The organism is Rothia sp. 27098_8_29 (assembly GCF_041432785.1).
Classification (GTDB): Bacteria; Actinomycetota; Actinomycetes; order Actinomycetales; family Micrococcaceae; genus Rothia; species Rothia mucilaginosa.
In genome coordinates this window covers 374525-395169 of the sequence record NZ_JAPWAI010000001.1, presented here as the reverse complement: position 1 = coordinate 395169, position 20645 = coordinate 374525, and the positions used below count along the sequence as shown (strand labels likewise).

Sequence of the window (20645 nt, the reverse complement as noted above, 5' to 3'; positions counted from 1 at the left end):
TGCGTGAGACGGTGATAGCCGGTCTTCCATTGTATTCTCCCAGACTGTGTTCTCCAGACCCGCCGCGGCTTCTTAGCTGTTGCTTTCGTTCAGGGCGTGAGGAACCAGCCTCTTTTGGAGTGGGCAAGTAGAAGCTCAACAGGCAGCGCAGGCGAGCACGTTTAGGCTTGTCCACAAGTATCTTCACCACTTGGCATAAAGATCCCAAAAACTACTAAACGGCACACATTGGTTTGGTAACCTTAACCCGTGACTTTATCTCCCCTTCAGCTAGCAGCCATCGTCTCCGCCGGAGTGCCCGGGATTTACCCCGTCGGCGCTGAACCGATCCGCGAAGACAGCGACGACTTCGACTCGGCAATCATCGCCGACTCCACCGGTCGCCGCTGGCGAGTGCGCGCCCCGCGCCGCCCCGACGCCAGCATGCGCCTGGAAGCTGAACACCTCATCCTGCAGTCGTTCAGCCCCGGTCTGCGCGCCCGACTGCCCTTCGCCGTGCCCACCGTCGCCGGCACCGTACCCTACGCGGGCGGCAACGTGTTCGTGTACACGCACATCCCCGGCACCATCTACGACGTGGACCAGCTCGCCGAGCTGAGCCGCCGCGAAGTTGCGGCGCGCCGCCCCTCCCTGGCGTCCATCATCGCCAAGGACATCGCGACCCTGCACGTGATGCCCGAAGACATCATTTACGAAGCCGACCTGCCTTCCTACTCTTCGGAGCAGATTCGCCTGCGCAAGAACGCCGAGCTGGAGCGTGCCGCCGCAACCGGTAAGGTGCCCGCCGACCTGCTCGCGCACTGGCGTGCTGTGCTCTCCCCCGGACCCATGTGGCAGTTCCGTCCGCGTGTGGTCCACGGCGACATGGGCGCAGAGAACCTCGTACTGCACGTGACTCCTACGGAGGCGCGCATCGTGGAGGTCACCGGCTGGTCCGAGGTGCACGTGGGCGACCCCGCACAGGACTTCGCATGGCTGTACTCCTGCCAGGACATCGACTTCACCGACGAGGCAATCGAGGTGTACCGCCAGCAGATGCCTCAGCTGCCCGACGCCTACCTGGCGCAGCGCGCGAACTTCTACGCAGAGTTCGCGATCGCCCAGTGGCTCACCCACACCGTGGAGGTCGGCGACCGCGACGGCGCAACCCACGCAGTGTCCATGCTCCTGGACATTCAGGACGACCTGCGTGCCTCCGGCGAACTGCTCGGACAGGAGGAGGTCGGCCCGCTGGTCGGTCCCGCCGAGTAGATATTGGTCGGCCCCGCCGAGTAGCTCATAGGGTAAGTAGCCGCCAGAGTGTTGCCAGCCAGGGTGTCACCTGCCGCATAGGTTTTCGGTTCAGCTAGGTTTTCGGTTCAGCCCCGCAGTACTGCGCTGCGGGGCTGAGCTGTATCTACTGGGCTGTATATCCGCTAGGTTGTAATCCGTTGCCTCGCGCCCGGTGAAACCAGCTCTCCTGACTGTCTGTCGAACCGACGGGATGATGCCTATAAGGGCTAATGGAGGGGCTTTAGTGGGCTTTTTGCCGAAATTTCTTTAAGTGTTTCCCCTCACCTTTTGAGCGCCAGTTTTGCATTTTTGTGCATGAATGACTCAGATTAAGGCTGAGACTTGAAGGTGCGCTAAAGGTGCCATTCACAATATTTCCCGGACGCAAATACGCCACAAACCCACATAAACCAACTTTTGATTTCAAGAGTCCACAGAGCATCAACTTCACCTTGAACTATGCTCAAAATAGTGCATTTTAGGGTAAAAACTTACCCTGTAGATTTTTTCAAAAACTCCTGGAATACTTTTGCTGTGCCGCGAGAAAACCAGCGGACACACTCCCCATAGCGCACTGACCAGCGCTGATATCGTGGCAGCGATAAAGTGGGGAGACAGATTGGACGGGACCCTGACCGGTCATGTCAGACCCGAGCCGGATTCATGCACCGCGCAACCAATCACCGATGGCAGAAATCTATAGAGTTACTTTCGAGGTTGTGTTTGAGAGTAAAGACGCACGCAAACCCCACGGGGCGCCGGCGGCGCGAGTGAGGCCGCGAGAGCGGCAGTCGTTCGGCGCGATTCTTTCCCGGAGCGTGCGAGGGCACGAAGTACCTCTATAGTTCTTCAGCGGCTGAGGACGCCTCATCACCCTAATGCAGTGGGGTGAAGAGGCGTTCTCTGCCATTAACCGCAGAAGTCCACACAGAAAAGCAGCTCACGAGGCGCAATGCCTCCGTGAGCTGCTTTTCTGTATTCGGTTATTGGCTCAAAGCTAACGCGCGAGCGCATGTCTCCGCCGCCTAGCCTTGCCGCTTAGCCTTGTTGCTTAGCCCTTGCGCGCCTCACGAATCACCTTCGCCAGCTGCGCCTCCGTGGGCAGGCCGCCGCGGATCTGGTGGTCCCACACCTCCGCAACGCCCTTGCCGCCCAGGTACACGAACACGGTGCTGATACGCTCCGGGTCTACGCCAATAATGCGGGAGAACGCGATGCGGTACAGGCCCAGCTGGAAGCGTCGAGACTGCATGGTCGCCATCTTCGGGCGGGAGCCGCTCTTCCAATCCACCAGGACCCAGCGTTCGCCGTCTTCATCCTCGGTGCGGAACACCGCGTCGATACGGCCGCGCAGGCTTACGCCCTCGATGTGGGTTTCGACCGGGTATTCGACCGCCCAGATGCGGTCCTTCCACTCGTCGCTACCCCACTCGCTGGTGGCGAAGCGCTCCCAGAGGCGCTGAACGGAGGCGTCCAGTTCGCTCTCGGACTCCTCGAAGGCGTCCTCGAAGGTGAACTGGTCCTGTTCCTGCAGGTCAGCGGGATCTGCGGGCGCGGTGGAGGTGGAGGCGGCAGCGGAACCAGGCAGGTCAACGCCCACCGTGTCCTCCGCGTCGGGTGCCTCCAGCGGGTCGGCGCTCGGCACCACACCGAAGTGCTCCTCAATTAGCGCGTGCACCGCCGTACCAATCGTTGCCGCACGCGAGGGACGCTGAGGCACCGGGCGCATCAGCTGATGCACTGTGCCCTGCGGGTCCTCGCTCAGACGAATGAACGTGGATGCGGACAGGTGCCCCGGCAGCTGATCGCTCAGCACCGGGTCGGTCTGCCCCATCATGAGTAGCAGCAGGTCGGCTTCGCGTTCCCAGTCCACCGCCTGCTGGCGCAGGGATTCGGGAATGGCGGACTCGCCGTGTACAGCGGGTACGGCGGTTGCAGGATGGCTTGTGCTCTCCCCCGATACATCCCCGCTCTGGTGCACGTCATCTTCACCCGCGCCGACGGCAAGCTCCACCGCCAGTGCGGCACGCTCCACCGCCTCGCGACGGCTCGAGGAGTTAATCGCAATCTCACGTTCCAGCTGCTCATGCTGGCCGCGGCGAAGCATCGCCTCCGTGCCCCGGTTGAGAGCATCGTCAGAAGCCCAACGCCAAATCACGGGGCGCTCCAGCGGGTCAAAAGGCCACATGGCGGTCAGCACCGCACCCAGGTTCGGGTTCCTGTCCTCGTAGTTCTTCTGGGCGAACTGGCCGCGCACCTCAATCGGCAGCGCCGCCGCCACTGTCGGTGAGAAACCGGGCTGAGGCGGTTGCGCCTCACGCCATTTCTCCCGCTCGGTGGCTTCGATAATCCATTCGGGCACCGGCAGGTTCAGGCGGGTACAGTTCTCCGCCACCGTGCGTGCTCGTACGGAAGGAGCCGCCAGCTGCCAATCCTGCGCGAGGGCGGGAGCCATGACCTCAACCAGCGCCCACGCGTAGCGTTGCACCTGCTCGGCGTATTGTGCCTGAGCGTTCGCACGCGCCTCCGCCTGTACGGGAGTGAGCTCGTCAGCGTCTACGGGGTAGAGTTCCAGCTCTTCCAGCAGCGCCGCCTCATCGGGGGCGAGCGGCAGGTTCGAGGGGTCCACAACCGTACCGTGCACCAGGGTCACCGGCTCCGCCAGGCGGTACTTCGACTCCGCCAGCTGCTCAACCCAGCGGCGCACATGGTTCAGGTGCACCTTCTTGCGCTTATCGGCGGGGTTCGCCATCGTGTACGACAAGCCCATACCCACCAGCTGCGGCGCCGCCCAGGGGGTATCCATCGTCTCTTCGAAGCGCACAGAGGGCGTATCTACCGTGGGGGTGCCCATGCCGAAGAGCGACTTGAAAAGCATCTTCAGCAGCTCCTCCCAGAAGGGCTGCACCGGCAGGGGGAGCATAGCGGCGCTCTTCCAGCGGTAGGCGCTCAACGCCAGCAGGTTACGGGCACGGGTCATCGCCACGTACATGAGGCGGCGGTCCTCCATGCCGGCATGCTCGGCGGCATCATCCTTATGCTCGGCCAGGTAGTCTTCAAGGTCCTTCGCCTTCTCGAAGGAGGTAATCTCCTCCGGGGTCTCAAGGATCGAGGGAAGGTACTCGCGGTCGCCACGCAGCGGCCAGGGCAGAGCCGTATTGGCCGACATCTGCCACAGGTTCGGGGTCTGCCCGCCGGTCGCACTACCGCACAGGCCCGGCAGAAGCACATGATCCCACTCCAGGCCCTTCGCCGCGTGCATGGTCATCAGCTGCACCGCGTTCGGGTCAGGCTCCACAGCGCCCAGCGCCAGGCCCTTCTCCTCATCATCGGCACGTTCAAGCCACGCGAGGAAGCCCATCACGTAGCTCACGCCGCCCGAAGACAGCAGGAAGCGGCGCGCACCCGGATCGCCCTCCTCCGCACTCACGCCGTCAGAACCGGCGTAAATCATCGCGTTAATACGCGGCGCAGACATGCCGTAGGCGGCGGCCACCTCGTGGAAAGTGTCCAGGTTCGCACGTGAACCCAGCGGGTCGGTACCCGGGCGGACCGCCAGCTCAATATCGAGCAGCATGGTCCGCTCAATCTCGTACAGCAGCGTGCCCAAGTCCTCGCTCAAACCGGCACGCAGCACGCGCATCTGCTCGGCAAAAGCACGCAGACGCTCCAGCGCCGCCGGGGAGAAACGGCGGCCGCGGTACTGCTCTCCGTAGAGAGGTTCGCCGTCCACCCCGTCCTGCGGCAGGTTCTCCACAGCCTCAATCAGGGAGGCGTAGCCGGAGGAATCCTCCACCGCGCCCTTGAGAGTTTCGTCCAGACGCTCCTGAGCGGCACGCAGGTGCTCCGCCTGCAGGTTGATAGCAGCAGCGTCGTCGGCGTCTTCAGCCTCGGCGAGCATACGCAACGCCATCTGCTCGCGCAGGGCACGCTCACGCTCACGCACCAGCGACTGCGCCCAATCGCCCAGCGCCAACATATCCGCCGCACCCAGGCGCCAACGCGCACCCGTCAGCAGGCGTGCCAGAGCATCCGAACGGTTCGGATCAGCCAGCACACGCAACGCCGACACCAAATCCACAACCTCCGGCTGGGAAAGCAAACCGCCCAAACCCACCTGCTGCACCGGAATACCCAGACGCTCGCACTCCACACGAATCGGGTCCAGCTGACCGTGCACACGCGCCAACACCGCAATCTCAGGCATCTTCAGACGCGGACGCACCGAACCATCGCCGGAACGATGCGCCGCGTAGGTGCGCTCATACTCGCGCACCGCCTGCGCACGCATCGCCGCAATACGTTCGGCAATCGCCACAGCCTCCTCGCGGTCAGAGTCGTGGTACGTCAAATCCACGCGCCCCACCATGCCCGCGGCAGCCTGCTCAAAAGCGGGTGAACCAGGCTCCCCCACCAGGGCGCAGCGCGGGCGCAAGTCAGGAACCTGAGCGGCGGTAATATCGCCATCGGCGGCACGCACCCACTCGGGAACCTCCTTCAGCTTCTCCGCCACATGGTTCGCCGCGTTCAGCACCGAAATGTCGTTACGCCACGCAATGGACAGGAACAGCGGCTGCACATGCTTAGTCGGGAAATGACGGTAGAAGCTGAACATCTGACCGTCCGAAGCACCACGGAAACCGTAAATCGACTGCTTCGGGTCACCCACAGCCATCACCGGATGCGCCGGAATACCCGCCGCCTCATCGGCACCGTAAATCGAGGAGAACAAGCTCATCTGCGCGTGCGAGGTGTCCTGGAACTCGTCCAGCAGAACCACCTTGAAGCGGGCACGTTCACCCTCACGGATCGCCGGGTCAGCCTCCGCAATGCGGGCGGCAAAACGCATCAGGTCACCAAAATCCAGCACCTGCATGCGCGCTTTCACGCGGGCGTAGCTCATCACCATGCGCGCGTACACTCGGCGGTTACGCAGCAGACGCTGAACCTTCTGAATGTCCTTCTCAGTCTTCGTCTCACGGCGAGGCTCGGGCACCGCCGCATACGCCGCCAACTGCTCGGTGCAGAAATCAATAACCTGTTGCGGCTCCACCAGGTGCTCCGCGCACTCGTCAGAAAGCTGCAGCATCTGGTTAATCATGGTCGCCGCAGACACCGGCACGCCGTCCTTATCGAGGGGAAGCTCCCCCTCCCAGTACTGCACAATCTGCGCGGCAAGCTGCCACTTCTGCGCGTCGCCAAGCATCTGCGCGTCCTGCTCCACGCCCAGGCGCAGACCGTACTCCTTGACGAGGTTATTCGCGTAAGAGTGGTAGGTGAGCACGGTCGGGTCAGCGATGCCCTCGCGCAGCTCCTCATCGGTCGGGGCGACGCGGCGGCTACGGCGCAGAGTGTTCAGGCCCGCACGCATACGGCTGCGCAACTCGGTTGCTGCCTTGCGGGTGAAGGTCACGCCAAGCACCTCTTCAGGGCGCACAAAACCGTTATCGACCAGCCAAATCACGCGGTCAACCATGGTCGCAGTCTTACCCGAACCGGCGCCCGCAATGACGAGGGTCGGGGCGGGGCCCGCCTCAATCATGCGGACCTGCTCGGGGGTCGGCTTCTTACCGTCGGCGCCGTTGAGCATCTCGGCAATGTCGAGGGCACTGCGGTAGTCGGCAGGCTTCAGCGCGGGGTCATTTGCGGCGGCTTCTGCAGAGAAGAGCACGCCGTTGGGCAGCTGCCAGCTATTGTGCTCGCACCACTGGGCGGGGGTGAGCATGCCGGTGCCAGAACCGGGGTGAGCGCCGGGGTTAGTAGCGCCCTGCATATCAGCGCCGTATGCGCCAGAGTCAGTCATGATTCCTCTTCCTCATGAATCATTCTCATGGGAGGTTCGGGGTGAGTGATATCGAAAGTAAACGTAGGGTACGCGGCTACTAGGGCTGCGTCACCTGGCGGCCGCGCGTACAAATCGGGCAGATCTCCGGCAGGCGGCACCCATAGCCGCCCTCACGGTGACGAGCCTGCACCTGCGAGCCAGCAATCAGCTCCGCGGCGTGTTGCACCAGCTCAGCCGCCCACGAATCGTGCTCCGTCAGGGCGGGCTGAACCTGCAGGCGAGTCTTGCTCTCGTCGTTCACGCCCGAGGCGCCCAACTGCACGAGCGCCGCGCCTGCGGAATGACCCGTGTAGCCGGTGTACTCCAGCTCCTGGGGGCGGGCATCCGGTAGCGGTTCGCCCGCCTCCAAGGCGGCGGCTTCGGTACGGTAGCGCTCCTCCAGCTGCTCACCCGCACCAGCCTCCACCGCGATCTGGTAGGCGGCAAGCTGCGGATGCGTCTCCATCTCCGAGCCGGTCGGCTTAGACTTACCGGTTTTCAGGTCAACAATGGCGTAGCGGCGGGTTCCGTCCTCCGCCGGGGCGGTACCCTCGAGGCGGTCCACACGACCGGTGAGCAGCGCATCCAGCTCGCCGACCTCACCGGCGGGGTCGAAGGGCACGGGCACACGCACCGCGAAGGAGCCTTCAACACCGAGGTTCTGCCAGCCGGCGTCACCCATGTGCTGACGGTAGTAGTAGCTCAGGCGCAGAATCATGCGCTTGGCGCGCTCGTAGAGGGCGTAGGATTCCCAGGGCACGCGCTCGCGGTACTCTTCATCGGTCTCATCGTCCTTGCGGGCGGGCACGCCGAGGGAGCTAATGCGCTCGTCGAGGGCGGTTTGGAGCTCTTCGAGGGTGCCGGTCGGGTACTCCTCGGCGATGGCGTGAACGAGCGTTCCGAGCGAGCGGGACAGGTCGGTTTGGGCTTCCGCGCGGGCGGCGGAAACCAGCCAGTCCAGCGGGGAGCTGTGGATGGTTTCCAGGCGCGAGGGCGAAAGCGTAATCGTGCGGCGGCCGGGGTTTTCAGCCTGTTCTTCGCCGTCTTCGCCATGGTTTTCGTCCAGCTCAGCGTGGTCTGCCGGGCGGTGGGCAAAGAGCAGCTCCGTGCTAGAAAGCGGTAGCAGACCCCACCACTCGTCGGGTGCGGCGCCGGGTGCCTGGGCGTTCGCCAGACGCGCCAGAGTGCGGGAGGCGGCATCGAGTCGGTACGCGGAAGCCTCCGGGGTGAGCGCCTCTTCCGGCGCGTTGTGCATTGGCGCGCCGTTCTGCTGTGTGTCCTCCTGCTGGGCGTCTTCGGCACGCATCGCGTTCATCGATTCCTCAACGAGGGTGCGGCGAAGCTCCGCCACGAGGGAACGCAGGGTGGCGGGGCGGCGCACGCGGGTGATGGGCACGTCCGTGGATTCGCCAACCGCGTCGGTGGGTAGCACGAAGTCGAAGAACTCACCGGGTGCCTGATCGTCGTTGCGTACGGCGGTGAGCACGAGGCGGGTGCTGGCTCGGGTGGCGGCGACGGCGAACATGCGCAGCTCGTCGTGGCGGGTGTCGCGCACGCGTTCGGGGTAGCTGCGGATGCGGGCGGGCGGCACCGGCTGCTCCCCCGCCTGTTGTTCTGCCTGCTGGGCGCGCTGGCGGAGGCGCGCATCGCACAGATCAACGAGGTCGCCGGTGCTCAGCAGGGAGCCGCGCACGGTGGTGTTGGGCCAGGTGCCTTCCTGCAGACCGCATACATATACGGTGCGCCAGGACTGACCGGCGGCAAGCGCGGGGGTGAGAATTTCGACCGCGTCTTGGCGTACGCCGCGGGCGGCGAGGGTGTCCATGGGCAGGTCCTGCGCGTCGATGAAGTCGAGGAACTGCTCAGCACCGGCGCCGTGCATCTGCTCGTCGAATCGGTCGGCGGCTTCAAAGAGGCCGATCATGGCGTCGAGGTTGCGGTGGGCCGCGTCGGCGTCGGGGCCTGCGCCGCGCGACTGGGCGACCCAGGTTTTTTCGAGGCCGCTGGCTTCCCAGAGCGCCCAGAGCACTTCGGTGCTGGTGGATTCGGGGCGGGCGAGTGCTTTACGTCCGGCGGAGAGCACGGCTGCGATGCGGTGCACGGCGCGTCCTACGCCCTCTTCGGGGAGGGTTTCGGGGTGTAGCAGGGCGCCGAGGAGCAGGTCGTCGCTGGGGCGGTGGCCGCCGCTTTGCAGTTCGATGGATCGCAACTGCTGGCGGAGTCGTCGCACGTCCATGCTGGATGCGCCACCGAGTCGGGAGGTGAGCAGGGTGATGGCGCTCTGCGCGCCACCGAGGGGGTTGGCGCGGCTTTCTTCGGCGATGACGTCGTCGAGGCTTCGGCGCATGAGCTCTTCAGCTTCGGAGGCGCTGAGGGTTTCGTAACCGCCATGCTCGGCCGCCTCCGTACCTTCTGCGCCTTCTGCGGCGGGCATGTGCACGGCGGGGTTGAGCGCCTTCTCGCCGCGCTTGCGGGCGTAGACGAGCAGGCTGAGCGCGTCGAGGAAGGGGCGTACGGCGGGCTCGTCGCGCACCGGCACGAGCGCCGCGGAGGTACGCGAGGGAATACCGTTCGAGGAGAGCACGCGGCGGATGCGCGCCACGTCCGCGCTGCTACGCACGATGATGGCGGACTCGCGGTAGGGGTGGTTGCCGTAGATGCGTTCTTCGAGCAGCATTTGGGCGATGAGGTTCGCCTCATCCTGAGAGCTGGAGAGCGCATACTTATACACACCGGCGGGTGCGGTGCGGTAGTGGGCGGGGTCGAGGATTTTGCCATCGGCACCCAGGTGCAGCAGCGGTTCGTCGGCGGCGCCCCAAGTGAGGGCTTCATCGGCGGGTGTGGTGTTGATGCGTCCGAAGGTTGCGGGCGCACCACTCTTTACCCCCTCCTGCACACCATTCTTCGCCCCATCCTGCTCGGCGGTGAGCGGCACAAACCGGGTGTAGCGTGGCAGGCGGCGGCGAATGTCCGCCACGAGCGGCATCATGAGTGCGGGCAGGCGGTACGAGGTGGTGAGCGTGCGGGTGCGCATGCTGGGGAAGCTTGCCTGCAGGGTGGTGACGAGGTCGGGGCGGGCGCCTCGGAAGCCCTGGACGACGGCTTCGTCGCTGTAGGTCATGACAACCTGGGGGCCTTCAGCGAAGAGGTCGGGGTGGGTTTCGGTCAGGTGCGTGGCGTCTGCGGGGGCGACTTCTGCGGCGATGAGGCGTAGCAGCCGGTAGATGGAGGGGGTGAGTTCCTGCACGTCGTCGATGAGGATTAGGTCGTAGCGGCGGCGTTCTTCGGCGAGGAATTCGGGGGCGCGCAGTAGCAGCCGGCAGGCGTCGTTGATGAGTACTGCCGGGTCGTAGGCGTTTTTGGCGCGGAGGGCTCGCACGGCACGGTATTCGGTGTGCAGTTGGGCGAGGGCGTGCCAGGCGGGCTGGTTGTGTTCGGTGGCGAGGGCGTGTACGTCTTCGGCGGTGAGGTCGTATTCTGCCATGCGGTCGAAGAAGTCGCGGATTTCGTGGCGGAATCCGCGGGTTGCGAGGGCGTCGCGGAGTACGTCGGGCCAGGCGGGTCCGGGGGCGATGCCTTCGGCGTGGTTGGCGAGTAGTTCGCCGATGATAACGTCTTGTTCGGGGCCGGAGAGGAGTTTGAGGTTGCCTTCTACGCCGCTGAGTAGCCCGCGGGTTTGGCCTCGTTTGAGCAGGTCGAAGGCGTATGCGGCCCAGGCGCGGGTGGGTGCTACGGAGAGGCTTCGGTCGCTGGATGCGGCGATGGTGTCTCGCATGCGGGTCGCGGCGGTGCGGGTGGGTGCGAGGATGAGTAGGCGGGCGGGGTCGTTCCCGTCGGCGAGGTAGCGCAGGGCGCGTTCGGTGAGGTGGTGGGTTTTACCGGTTCCGGGGATGCCGGTGAGAAGTTGGGTTGTCATGGTTTCAGTCTATCGGCTGTAGCGCGGTTGTACCTTGTCGATGGTCTTGTGGGCTCGTCGGCTACTTATGTGCTGCCTCGGTGATTTAATATGCCGCCCCGCCAAGGGCTTATCCACAGCCGCGTGACGACCGGGCGCGCGCCCGCACCGCCGCTGGGTTAGTCTTATAGCATGACCTGGATGAACGGCCTGCGCGCCACTTTTGACCTTGAAACCACCGGTGTGGACGTCACCACCGCCCGCATCGTGACTGCTTCCCTGATCCTGCTGGACCCTCAGGGTAATGTGGTGCGCCGTGGCGAGTGGCTGGCTGACCCCGGCGTTGAGATCCCCGCCGGTGCCGCCGCCGTGCACGGTATTACGACCGAGTACGCGCGTGAGCACGGCCGTCCCGCCCGCGAGGTCGTGTGGGAGCTTGCCGGCGCGATTGGTGCGCTCAATATTGATGGTGTGCCGATTATTGCGTTCAATGCCGCCTACGATTTTTCGGTGCTGCACCACGAGATGTTGCGCCACAATATTGCCAACGGCGAGCTGCCGCCCGGTGTGGTGCTCGACCCGTACGTTCTGCATAAGCACGTGATTCCGCGTAAGCGCGGCAAGCGCACCCTTGAGGTTCTTGCCGCCGAGTACGGTGTCTCCCTGGAGAACGCGCACACCTCCGCTGATGATGCCCTGGCGGCGGAGCGTCTGCTGGTGAAGCTGACCGAGCAGTTCCCCGAGGTTCTCAACGTGGATGCGCGCCAGCTGCACGAGCAGCAGATTCAGTGGGCGGCGGAGCAGGCGGCAAGCTTCCAGGCGTGGTTGCGTACGCAGCCGGGTAAGGAATCTGAGGTCATTGACGGCCGCTGGCCTGTGCGCCGCTAAACCTGCGCCGCTAAAAACCTAGGCAGCATCCCCAAACACCTCTCTTTTACTGACGGGCTGACACTATCCCCGCTTGGGCTTCTCCCCTATGCTAGATAAGGAACCACACCTACACGAATAGCACGACCCGGAAGGCCTCTCATGGATGATCAGCCCCGCACTACCGAGCCGTACCCTGACACTAATACGCGCAGTATTTATCTGGGGTCTACCCGTCTGGCTCATGAGCATTTGGTGGCGCAGTCTCAGGTGGTGCTCCGCCTAGGCCGCATCCTGATGAAGTCGGGTGCGAGCGCATACCGTATTAAGGCGTCGATGGCGCGTTTGGCGAAGGCTGTGGGGTTGAAGGAGCATCACGCGCAGGTGACCTTCACCGAAATTTCGACCTCTTCGTACACTGACGGTAATTTCCGTACTGAGGTGGCTGAGCAGCGCACGATGGGCATTAACGCTCATAAGCTGGATCAGTTGGGTAAGTTCATTTCTGAGCTTCCTGAAAAGATCACCCCTGCGGAGGCGAACGCCGAGCTGGACCGTATCGATTCGGCGAAGCCTCTGTACACCCGCTGGATGTTGGCGCTGGCGTCGGCGGTGGCGTGTGCCGGGTTCGCGTTCTTGAACCGTGGCGGTCTGGTGGAGTGCACGGTGGTGTTCTTCGCGGCGGGTGCCGGCCAGTTTTTGCGTTCGACCCTGCTCAAGCGCGGGGTGAGCCATTTGGCAACGTGGATGGCGTGCGGCTTCCTGGCGGCGGGCCTGTACATTGCGATTGTTAATGTGCTGGTCGCGGTGGGTTGGATTAGCCCGAACCATATGATTGGTTTCATTTCGTCGGTACTGTTCTTGGTGCCCGGTTTCCCCATGGTGACGGGCATGCTCGATATTTCCCGCATGGACTTTTTGGCGGGTATTTCGCGTCTAACCTATGTGGGTTTGTTGTTGCTGAGTGCGTCGTTTGCGGTGTGGGTTTTGGGTTCGCTCTTCCACCTGCCGTTAGCGGCTCCTGCGCCTCTTAACCTTGACCCGACCCTGTATTTAGTGTTGCAGGTGCTTTCCTCGGGTGTTGCGGCGGCTGGCTTCGCGATGCTTTTTGCCGCTTCTCCGGTGGCGTGTGTGTGGGGTGGCGTGATTGCTGCGGTGGCGAACCCCGTTCGTATTCATATGGTGGAGGCGGGTATGCCCGCGCATATGGCAGCGACGATTGCCGTGTTTGGTGTGGGCATTTTGGCTGAGATTGTGGCGCCGCTGCATCAGCGCAAGTACACCCGTATTTCCCTGTCGGTTCCGGCGGTGGTGACGATGGTTCCGGGTGTTCCGTTCTACCGTTCGATGTCGCATTTTGCTAGCGGTGACATGTACTCGGCGGCGAGCGGTTTCGTGCAGTCCCTGCTGATTTTCATGGCGTTGGGTATGGGCCTGGCGTTTGTGCGTCTGCTCTTTGATAAGAACTGGCTGTTCGATCAGGACACTCAGGTGCTCAACCGTCTGGATACTGACCGGCACCTGCGTTAGCGCGTTGCGCATCCTCTCTGTTCCCTAACTTGTCTGTTGTGTTTTATCGTCACCTTTCGGTACGTTCAGGTGCTTGTCACCTGCGGTTCATCTGTAGCGCCTATGATGGTTAGGGACGGGACGTTAGTAACGTGCGGGCTCTGTCGCCTGCCGTGCGTCGTCCCTTGTAATTCTTTAGTTCGCCGTCCCTGTTGAAAGGCACCGATACGATGACTCCTTCCTCTACCCACCCGCTGCACCACGAAGCCAGCGAGAAGCTGTTTGAGCGTTCTCGCGCGGTGATTCCCGGCGGCGTGAATTCCCCGGTGCGCGCCTTCAATTCTGTGGGCGGCACTCCTGCGTTTGCGGCGAAGGCTAAGGGCGCGTACCTGTACGATGCGGACGGCAACGAGTACGTTGACTTGGTCTGCTCGTGGGGCCCGTCGATTCTGGGCCACGCGCACCCGCAGGTCGTGGAGGCCGTTCAGCAGGCGGCTGAGCGCGGCCTGTCGTTTGGTGCGGCGAGCGCGCCGGAGGCTGAGCTGGCTGAGCTGGTGGTCAACCGTATTAACGCAGTGATTCCTGGCGCTATTGATCAGGTGCGTATGGTGTCGACCGGTACTGAGGCGACCATGACTGCGATTCGTCTGGCGCGCGGTGTGACCGGTCGCGACAAGATTATTAAGTTCGCGGGCTGCTACCACGGTCACGTGGATGCGCTGCTCTCTGAGGCTGGTTCGGGTGTGGCTACCCTGGCGCTGCCGGGTTCTGCCGGCGTGACTGCCGCAACCGCCGCGGAGACCATCGTTCTGCCCTATAACGACCTGGACGCTGTACGTGAGGCGTTCGCGAACCACGAGGGTCAGATTGCCGCAATTATCACTGAGGCGGCGCCCTGCAACATGGGTGTGGTGACCCCCGAGCCCGGTTTCAACCGTGGCCTGCACGAGATTGCTCACGCGAATGGTGCGCTCGTCATTTTTGATGAGGTGCTGACCGGTTTCCGTGTGTCTTCGGCTGGTTACTGGGGTTACGCGGCTCCCGAGGATGGCGGCTGGGTTCCCGATATTTTCACGTTCGGCAAGGTCATTGGTGGCGGTATGCCCATCGCGGCGCTGGCCGGTAAGCGTGAGGTCATGGAGCACCTGGCGCCGGTCGGTCCGGTCTACCAGGCGGGTACTCTCTCCGGTAACCCGCTGTCGGTTGCGGCGGGCATTACGACCCTGACCCTGGCTGATGCCGCCGTCTACGCGCACCTGGATTCGCGTAGCGCCCAGCTGCAGCAGGCTCTGACCGAGGCGTTCAACGCCGCCGGTGTGGACCACTCCATCCAGAGCGCCGGTAACCTCTTCTCGGTCGCGTTCGGCACCTCTCAGGAGGGCGTGCACAACTACGCCGACATCAAGGCCTCGGCAACCAGCCGCTACAACGCGTTCTTCCACTCCATGCTCGAATCCGGCGTGTACCTGCCGCCGAGCGCATTCGAGGCGTGGTTCGTTTCTGCCGCCCACGACGATGAGGCGATGGACCGTATCATCTCGGCTCTTCCGGCTGCCGCAGCTGCTGCCGCATCCGCGTAGGAGTTTGAGAGACGTAAGGAGGTGAGCCGCTCATGGATCTGAGCGCTCTGGGACTGCCTATGGAGCAGCTACGCGACGTGTGGCTGATCGCCTTCATGGTGTACCTGGGCTTGTGCCTGCTGGTGGATATCGCCTACCCGGTGCCCATCAAGAAGGAGAAGGCAGCCGAACTGTACCTTGAGGTGTCCGGCTCGCCCGTTGATGAGGCGCGCCGCGCCACCGCGGAACGCACCGCGATGGGTGCGCCGCTGAGCTCCTCCCGCAAGGGTAGCGCCACGAAGAAGGCGAAGAAGAAGCTGGATTCTATTGAGGGCGCCGGCGTGTTTAGCGGCTGGTTCCACACGGTCATGTACCTGTGGGGCTGGATTGTGGCGGTCTCCACTTTCAGCCTGTACTGGGATATCGTGTATGACGGCGTTGTACTGCCGGCGCTGCTTCTGCCGTTCCTCATGGTGTATCTGGGTGCGCGTATTGGCCGCCGTCAGTGGCGTGCAGTTCGCGGATACAGCAAGGATGACCGTGTGCTGGGCATGCCGCGCATCTACTCGGCGACGCTGGGTAAGCTGAGCGCACCGTTCCGTGTGCGCGGCACGGTGCCGGGCGTGGAGCCGATTCGTGACGACCGCACCGCCTACTGGATCCTCGGTGGTATTGCGTTCCTGCTCGCCTCGGTCTTCTTAGTTTCGCTGGCTGGCTGGAGCATCGACGAGGATTGGGAAGCGATCTATATCGGTCACGCATCCTGGTTCTTGCTGGCGGCGGGCGTTCTGCTGATCATCATATTGCTGATGCGTAGCCGCGATTACGTGCTGTACAACCCGGATTCGTTCCAGGCTGGGCGTCTGCTCCTTCCGGCGAAGTCCCGCCCCTACTCTGAGGTTCGTGCGTTCCGTGTGTACCCGAAGAACCCGGACGCTATCAAGCTGAACCCGAAGGACGCGAGCCAGTGGACGCTGGAGATTCTGCTCCCCGGCGGCCGCAAGCATGACTATTCGCTGAATGATCACCAGATTGATTGTTTGGTGGCGCAGATTGCGTTCAATATTGAGCAGGGACGCTGGGCGCAGCTGGATTCGCCGGCGGACCGTGAAATGTTGGCGAAGTACTTTGTGGACGGCCGCGTCATCTGCACGACCATGGGGTATAAGCCTGCCGGTAAGCATGCGGAGGAGGCGGCACGCCGCGCGTCCTTCCAGAAGGCGCAGTACAAGTAAGCTCCTATACCGTTCTTATATCGCGAGAAGCCACATGTGTTTCGAGAAGCCACGTTTTATGTTGCTTTTCGAAACACATGTGGCTTCTGAGCACCGTAGACACATCATCACCGATACCCGTAGAGAGGACAATTCATGGAGCTAAGCGCTTTGGGGATACCCCTAGAGCCGTTGCGCTACATATGGCTCATAGCCTTCCTGCTGTACCTGGTGGTGTGCGTAGCAGTCGATATCGCCTACTCCTCAACCATGAGCAAGGAAGAAGCGAGGCGGCTGCACGTTTTCTACAAGGGCTCCCCCGTAGACAAAGCGATGAGGTACGCCGAACGCCGCTCCCTGGACGGCGACCCGCTCCCCAAACATAAGCTACGTTCCAACCTCACCCGCGCCAGGAAAGAACTCGATAGCATTTCTGGCGTATCTAAGTTTGAGGCGTGGATGCACGCCGTCATGTACGTATGGGCTTGCGTTATCGCGCGGTCCATCTTTCTGCTGTACAAGGACATTGCCCGTGACGGTATCCTGCTACCGGCACTAGTGTTGCCGTTCTACATGGTCTACCTGGGTGCGTGCTGGAGCCGCTTCATTTGGCGTAGCTCCCGCTACTTCAACCTCGATAACCACACCGCGGGTATGCCCCAAGTCCTGGGCGAAATGCTGAACCGTATTGACGCGTTCTTTGCTCCGCAAGATGCACATCCCCAAGCTAAACCGGTGCGTTCGACGCCTAGACTCCACCTGGGGCTCTGCGTGACCGTGGTGGTGGCGCTGGTGCTGGCAATCGTCGTCTTCCTCTACTCCCTGGTAGGCTGGACGATTTTGTACACCCCGCCAATGCCTATCGGTGGTGCCTCAATTATGCTGGCGGTTACAGCCGCAGCGGCGCTAGCGTTGCGTTGGCATTATTTGAAGGTCTACTTGCTGTTTAACCCCGATTCGTTCTACGTCGGGCGGCTCTTCCTGCCGGCGAAGAAGTACAGTTACCCCGATATTGTGGAGTTCTGCGTCTTCCCGAAGAACCCCGAACAAATCAAGCCGACCTTCTACGAACCGTCCCAATGGCAGATCGAAATCAAGGTGCCGTCCAGGATTCCGCCGAATCTTGCCAAGCGCATCCCGTGGCTGCGCAGGCATATTGTGGCGGTGCACGATGAGCGGGTCGTCTGCCTCACCTCCCAGGTTGCGTTCTACCTGGAACAGGAACGCTGGGCGGACCTGCGCTCCCCCGCCGATCGGGAGAAGCTCGCGGAGTACTTCACCAACGGCAACATTGTGTGCACCTCCCTCGGGTACAAGCCCGTGCGCGAAGAACAAGCATAAACATAAACGGCGAAAAGCCACATGTGTTTCGAGAAGCCACCAAAGACGTGGCTTTTCGAAACACATGTGGCTTCTCGGCATTAGAAGGGGTTTAGGCGTCCAGCTCGCGCAGCCAGCCTGCCGCCTCCGTACCGTAATAGGTCAGGATGACGTCCGCACCGGCGCGGTGAATCGAACGCAGCGACTCCAGCACCACAGCCTTACGGTCAATCCAGCCGTTCGCCGCAGCCGCCTCAATCATCGCGTACTCGCCCGACACCTGGTAGGCGGCCACGGGCACCGGCGAAAATTCCGCCACCTCGCGCACAATATCCAGGTAGCTGCCGGCGGGCTTCACCATCACCATATCCGCGCCCTCCTCCAGGTCAGCGCGCACCTCCAGCAGCGACTCGCGGCGGTTCGCCGGATCCTGCTGATACGTCTTACGGTCGCCCGTGAAGCTGGACTCCACCGCGTCACGGAACGGGCCGAAGAACGCCGAAGCGTACTTCGCCGAATACGCCAGAATCGACACATCCTCAAAGCCGGCCTCGTCCAGGGCGGCGCGCATTGCCGCAATCTGGCCGTCCATCATGCCCGACGGGGACACCGTGTGCGCACCCGCACGCGCCTGTGAAACCGCCATCTTGCAGTACAGCTCCACGGTCTCGTCATTATCCACCACGAGGGTGCCGTGGCCGTCATCGACCAGCACGCCGCAGTGGCCGTGGCTTGTGAACTCATCCAGGCAGGTATCAGCCATAACCACCAGGTCGTCGCCGAACTCCTCACGGCACACAGCAATCGCACGGTTCAGGATGCCCTGCGGATCCCACGCGGTCGAGCCGACCTCGTCCTTATCCTCATCGCGGGGAATGCCGAACAGGTCAATGCAACGGATGCCCGCCTCGTACGCCTCACGCACGGCGGGGATGATGCTCTCCAGGGTGTGCTGGTACTGACCGGGCATGGAACGAATCGGCTGCGGTTCGTCGATGCCGTCGCGAACGAAGAACACCTGAATCAGCTGCGCGGGGCGCAGGGTGGTCTCGGCGACGAGGGAGCGCATGGCTGCGGTGGTGCGCAGGCGGCGAGGGCGGCGGGTGAGGTTCATGATCTCTCCTGAAAACTCGATAAAAATATGTGGTCTTAGTAGATGAGGGATGCAGCGGCGCGCGCCAAATCCTGCGGTGACGGCGAATCAGCCTGCACGTAGCGCAGGTTCAGGGCACAGCATGCGGAGGCGGTACTCGCCCCAATCGCCACCACCGGCGGCACCGATTCAGGCGATAGCGCGGGGGCGCCGTCCAGCAAGGCGTGCAGGCGGGAGGGGGCGGTCACCACCAGCGCATCCGGCGCGGGGGCTTCCGGGATACTCCCCTGCACGAGCGCGCGGGCGGCAGCAAGGCTCAGCTCGCCGGGTGCCACCTGCTCGGCGGGCACCATGTCGTAGAGCACGCAGCGGCGGCTGTCCCAGCCCAGGTTTTTGAGGCCTTCGCGCAGGGTCGGGCGGGCGTTGGAGCCTTCCAGAACCAGCACTGTAGCTGAATCAGTCGCGGCGGGATTAGCTGCGGGGTTTACGGGGGCGGGGCGCCCAAACTCCGCGAGCATACCGGCGGCGCTCTGCACCTGCGGCTGAAAATCCGTGTTCAGCCCCAGCTGGGAGTGTACGGCGCGGGCGGTTGCCGCACCCACGCAGGCGATGCGCACTCCCCCGCTCGCGCAGGCGCGGGCAAACTCCGCGCCCCACAGCTCGGTGCAGGCGCGAACCGTGTTGGCGCTCGTGAAGCTCACCCACGCGTAGTGACCGGAGGCGAGCGCCTCCAGCGCGGCGGCGTGTTCTTCGCCCGGCTCGACGGTGCGGGCCTGCTGTAGGGGGGCGAAGAGTACCCGGGGCTCCCCCAACCCGTTCTGTGCGCATTCTTCGGTGAGGGCGCGCGCGAAGGCGGCACCCTGGGTGGCGGAGCGGGTCAGCAGAACCGTGCGCGGGGATTCAGAGCCATGGTGAGCTTGCGGACTAGCGGCAGACATGACGCCTACTTCAGGTCCAATCCGGCCAGGGCGGCGGCACCCATCTGCAGCAGGTCTTCTGCCACGCGCACGCCCAGGCGTTCGGCGCCGGGCACATCCAGTTCGGCGGTTGCCGAGGTGTGGCGCAGCATGTCGGTGCCGTCCGGGGACGCCACCACAACGTTAAGCACCAGGTCGCCTTCAACCACGTGCGCGTACGCGCCGATGGGCGCGGCGCATCCGGCTTCGAGGCGGCGCAGCAGGGCACGTTCGGCGCTGACGGCGAGGCGGGTTTCATGGTGGTTTGCGGCAAGCAGGGCACGGCCGAGGGCACGCACCGGGCGCGCCACCTCGGGGTCGGCGAGCACTGCGGGGTCCGGGTTCTCGAATTCGCTTTCGCGCACTTCCAGGGCGAGCGCGCCCTGGCCGGGGGCGGGCAGCATGCGGGTGGGGTCAAGGTACTCGGTGATGAGTTCTTCCTTGCCCAGGCGCTTCAGTCCGGAGACGGCGAGCACCACGGCGTCACAGTCGCCACTGCGTTCGGTGCCTACACCGTGGTCGGCGCGTTCGGAGGTTTCAGCGTTCTGGCGGAGTACGACCTGCTTGCCGGCATGCTCTTCCAGACCCTTCACGCGGCCGATGCGGGTGCCCACGTTACCGCGAATGTCCACGATTTCGAGGTCGGGGCGCAGGGCGCGCAGCTGGGCGGCGCGGCGGGGTGAGCCAGTGCCCACGCGGGAGCCTTCGGGCAGGGTGTCGACGGTCAGGCCGTCGCGTGCCACGAGGGCGTCGCGGGGGTCTTCACGCTTGAGGGTTGCGGCGACCACCAGGCCGGGGCAGGGTGCGGAGGGCAGGTCCTTGAGGGAGTGTACTGCCATGTCCACGCGGTTTTCTTCGGAGGCGTTCTCGCCGTCGAGCAGGCGCTGGCGCAGTGCCGCAGCGAATACGCCGGTGCCGCCGAGGGTTGCCAGGGGTCCGGTGAGCACGTCGCCTTCGGTTTTGACGGTGCGCAGGGTGAAGTCCACGACCTCGGCATCTGCGGCGCCGTGGTGTGCCTGGTGTTCGGTGTAGAGGGAGGTGACGGTTTCGGCGGCGATACGGCTTTGGGTCAGGGCGAGAGCAGACCCGCGGGTGCCCAAGATGTACTCGTGATGGCTCATATCTCTCCTTTTCGG

At 63.6% G+C, this 20645-nt stretch carries 11 protein-coding genes; 6 read left to right on the top strand and 5 right to left on the bottom strand.

The features are described from left to right. Window positions 1-249 precede the first annotated feature (249 nt). On the top strand, window positions 250-1251 hold the full coding sequence (locus O3649_RS01630) for a phosphotransferase (protein WP_371572453.1): 1002 nt from the start codon (window positions 250-252) through the stop codon (window positions 1249-1251). 1072 nt (window positions 1252-2323) lie between these two features. Here the strand turns inward: O3649_RS01630 and O3649_RS01625 are convergent. Both O3649_RS01625 and O3649_RS01620 read right to left on the bottom strand, forming a co-directional pair. Further along, the gene (locus O3649_RS01625) at window positions 2324-7075 is read right to left on the bottom strand and encodes an ATP-dependent helicase (RefSeq protein ID WP_371572451.1); all 4752 of its coding nucleotides are present in this window, start codon (window positions 7073-7075) and stop codon (window positions 2324-2326) included. A 79-nt stretch (window positions 7076-7154) separates the two neighbouring features. After that, complete coding sequence (locus O3649_RS01620; RefSeq protein WP_371572449.1) at window positions 7155-11012, bottom strand: PD-(D/E)XK nuclease family protein; 3858 nt, start codon at window positions 11010-11012, stop codon at window positions 7155-7157. Window positions 11013-11183: 171 nt separating this feature from the next. On the opposite strand from O3649_RS01620, the gene O3649_RS01615 reads away from it, so the two are divergent. The 5 genes from O3649_RS01615 to O3649_RS01595 all read left to right on the top strand — a co-directional run bounded on the left by O3649_RS01615 (window position 11184) and on the right by O3649_RS01595 (window position 17481). Then, entirely contained in the window at window positions 11184-11879 is a 696-nt protein-coding gene (locus O3649_RS01615; protein WP_049353292.1) for a 3'-5' exonuclease, read from the top strand. 141 nt (window positions 11880-12020) lie between these two features. After that, window positions 12021-13388, top strand: coding sequence for a threonine/serine exporter ThrE family protein (locus O3649_RS01610; protein WP_070687496.1), 1368 nt, complete (start codon window positions 12021-12023; stop codon window positions 13386-13388). Between the two features lie 209 nt (window positions 13389-13597). Next, entirely contained in the window at window positions 13598-14947 is a 1350-nt protein-coding gene (hemL, locus tag O3649_RS01605) for a glutamate-1-semialdehyde 2,1-aminomutase (protein ID WP_070687495.1), read from the top strand. 32 nt (window positions 14948-14979) lie between these two features. Continuing rightward, window positions 14980-16161 (top strand): sugar dehydrogenase, encoded by a 1182-nt coding sequence (locus O3649_RS01600; RefSeq protein ID WP_371572446.1) that lies wholly within the window; start codon window positions 14980-14982, stop codon window positions 16159-16161. Window positions 16162-16311: 150 nt separating this feature from the next. Next, the gene (locus O3649_RS01595; RefSeq protein WP_371572444.1) at window positions 16312-17481 is read left to right on the top strand and encodes a transcriptional regulator; all 1170 of its coding nucleotides are present in this window, start codon (window positions 16312-16314) and stop codon (window positions 17479-17481) included. 91 nt (window positions 17482-17572) lie between these two features. Here the strand turns inward: O3649_RS01595 and hemB are convergent, their stop codons facing one another. Genes hemB through O3649_RS01580 form a run of 3 tightly spaced genes read right to left on the bottom strand, consistent with a single transcriptional unit; the run spans window position 17573 to window position 20630 of the window. Beyond that, window positions 17573-18574: a porphobilinogen synthase gene (gene hemB, locus O3649_RS01590; protein ID WP_070599487.1), complete on the bottom strand. Its 1002-nt coding sequence runs from the start codon at window positions 18572-18574 to the stop codon at window positions 17573-17575. 35 nt (window positions 18575-18609) lie between these two features. Next, window positions 18610-19491, bottom strand: coding sequence for a uroporphyrinogen-III synthase (locus O3649_RS01585; RefSeq protein ID WP_371572442.1), 882 nt, complete (start codon window positions 19489-19491; stop codon window positions 18610-18612). Between the two features lie 5 nt (window positions 19492-19496). Next, complete coding sequence (locus O3649_RS01580) at window positions 19497-20630, bottom strand: hydroxymethylbilane synthase (protein ID WP_070846875.1); 1134 nt, start codon at window positions 20628-20630, stop codon at window positions 19497-19499. Window positions 20631-20645 lie beyond the last annotated feature (15 nt).

Bases quoted from the DNA above. Each gene is read 5' to 3' on its own strand.
- O3649_RS01580 (WP_070846875.1), bottom strand. From the start codon at position 20,630: ATGAGCCATCACGAGTACATCTTGGGCACCCGCGGGTCTGCTCTCGCC.
- O3649_RS01585 (WP_371572442.1), bottom strand. From the start codon at position 19,491: ATGTCTGCCGCTAGTCCGCAAGCTCACCATGGCTCTGAATCCCCGCGC.
- O3649_RS01625 (WP_371572451.1), bottom strand. From the start codon at position 7,075: ATGACTGACTCTGGCGCATACGGCGCTGATATGCAGGGCGCTACTAAC.
- hemB (WP_070599487.1), bottom strand. From the start codon at position 18,574: ATGAACCTCACCCGCCGCCCTCGCCGCCTGCGCACCACCGCAGCCATG.
- O3649_RS01600 (WP_371572446.1), top strand. From the start codon at position 14,980: ATGGATCTGAGCGCTCTGGGACTGCCTATGGAGCAGCTACGCGACGTG.
- O3649_RS01610 (WP_070687496.1), top strand. From the start codon at position 12,021: ATGGATGATCAGCCCCGCACTACCGAGCCGTACCCTGACACTAATACG.
- O3649_RS01615 (WP_049353292.1), top strand. From the start codon at position 11,184: ATGACCTGGATGAACGGCCTGCGCGCCACTTTTGACCTTGAAACCACC.
- hemL (WP_070687495.1), top strand. From the start codon at position 13,598: ATGACTCCTTCCTCTACCCACCCGCTGCACCACGAAGCCAGCGAGAAG.
- O3649_RS01620 (WP_371572449.1), bottom strand. From the start codon at position 11,012: ATGACAACCCAACTTCTCACCGGCATCCCCGGAACCGGTAAAACCCAC.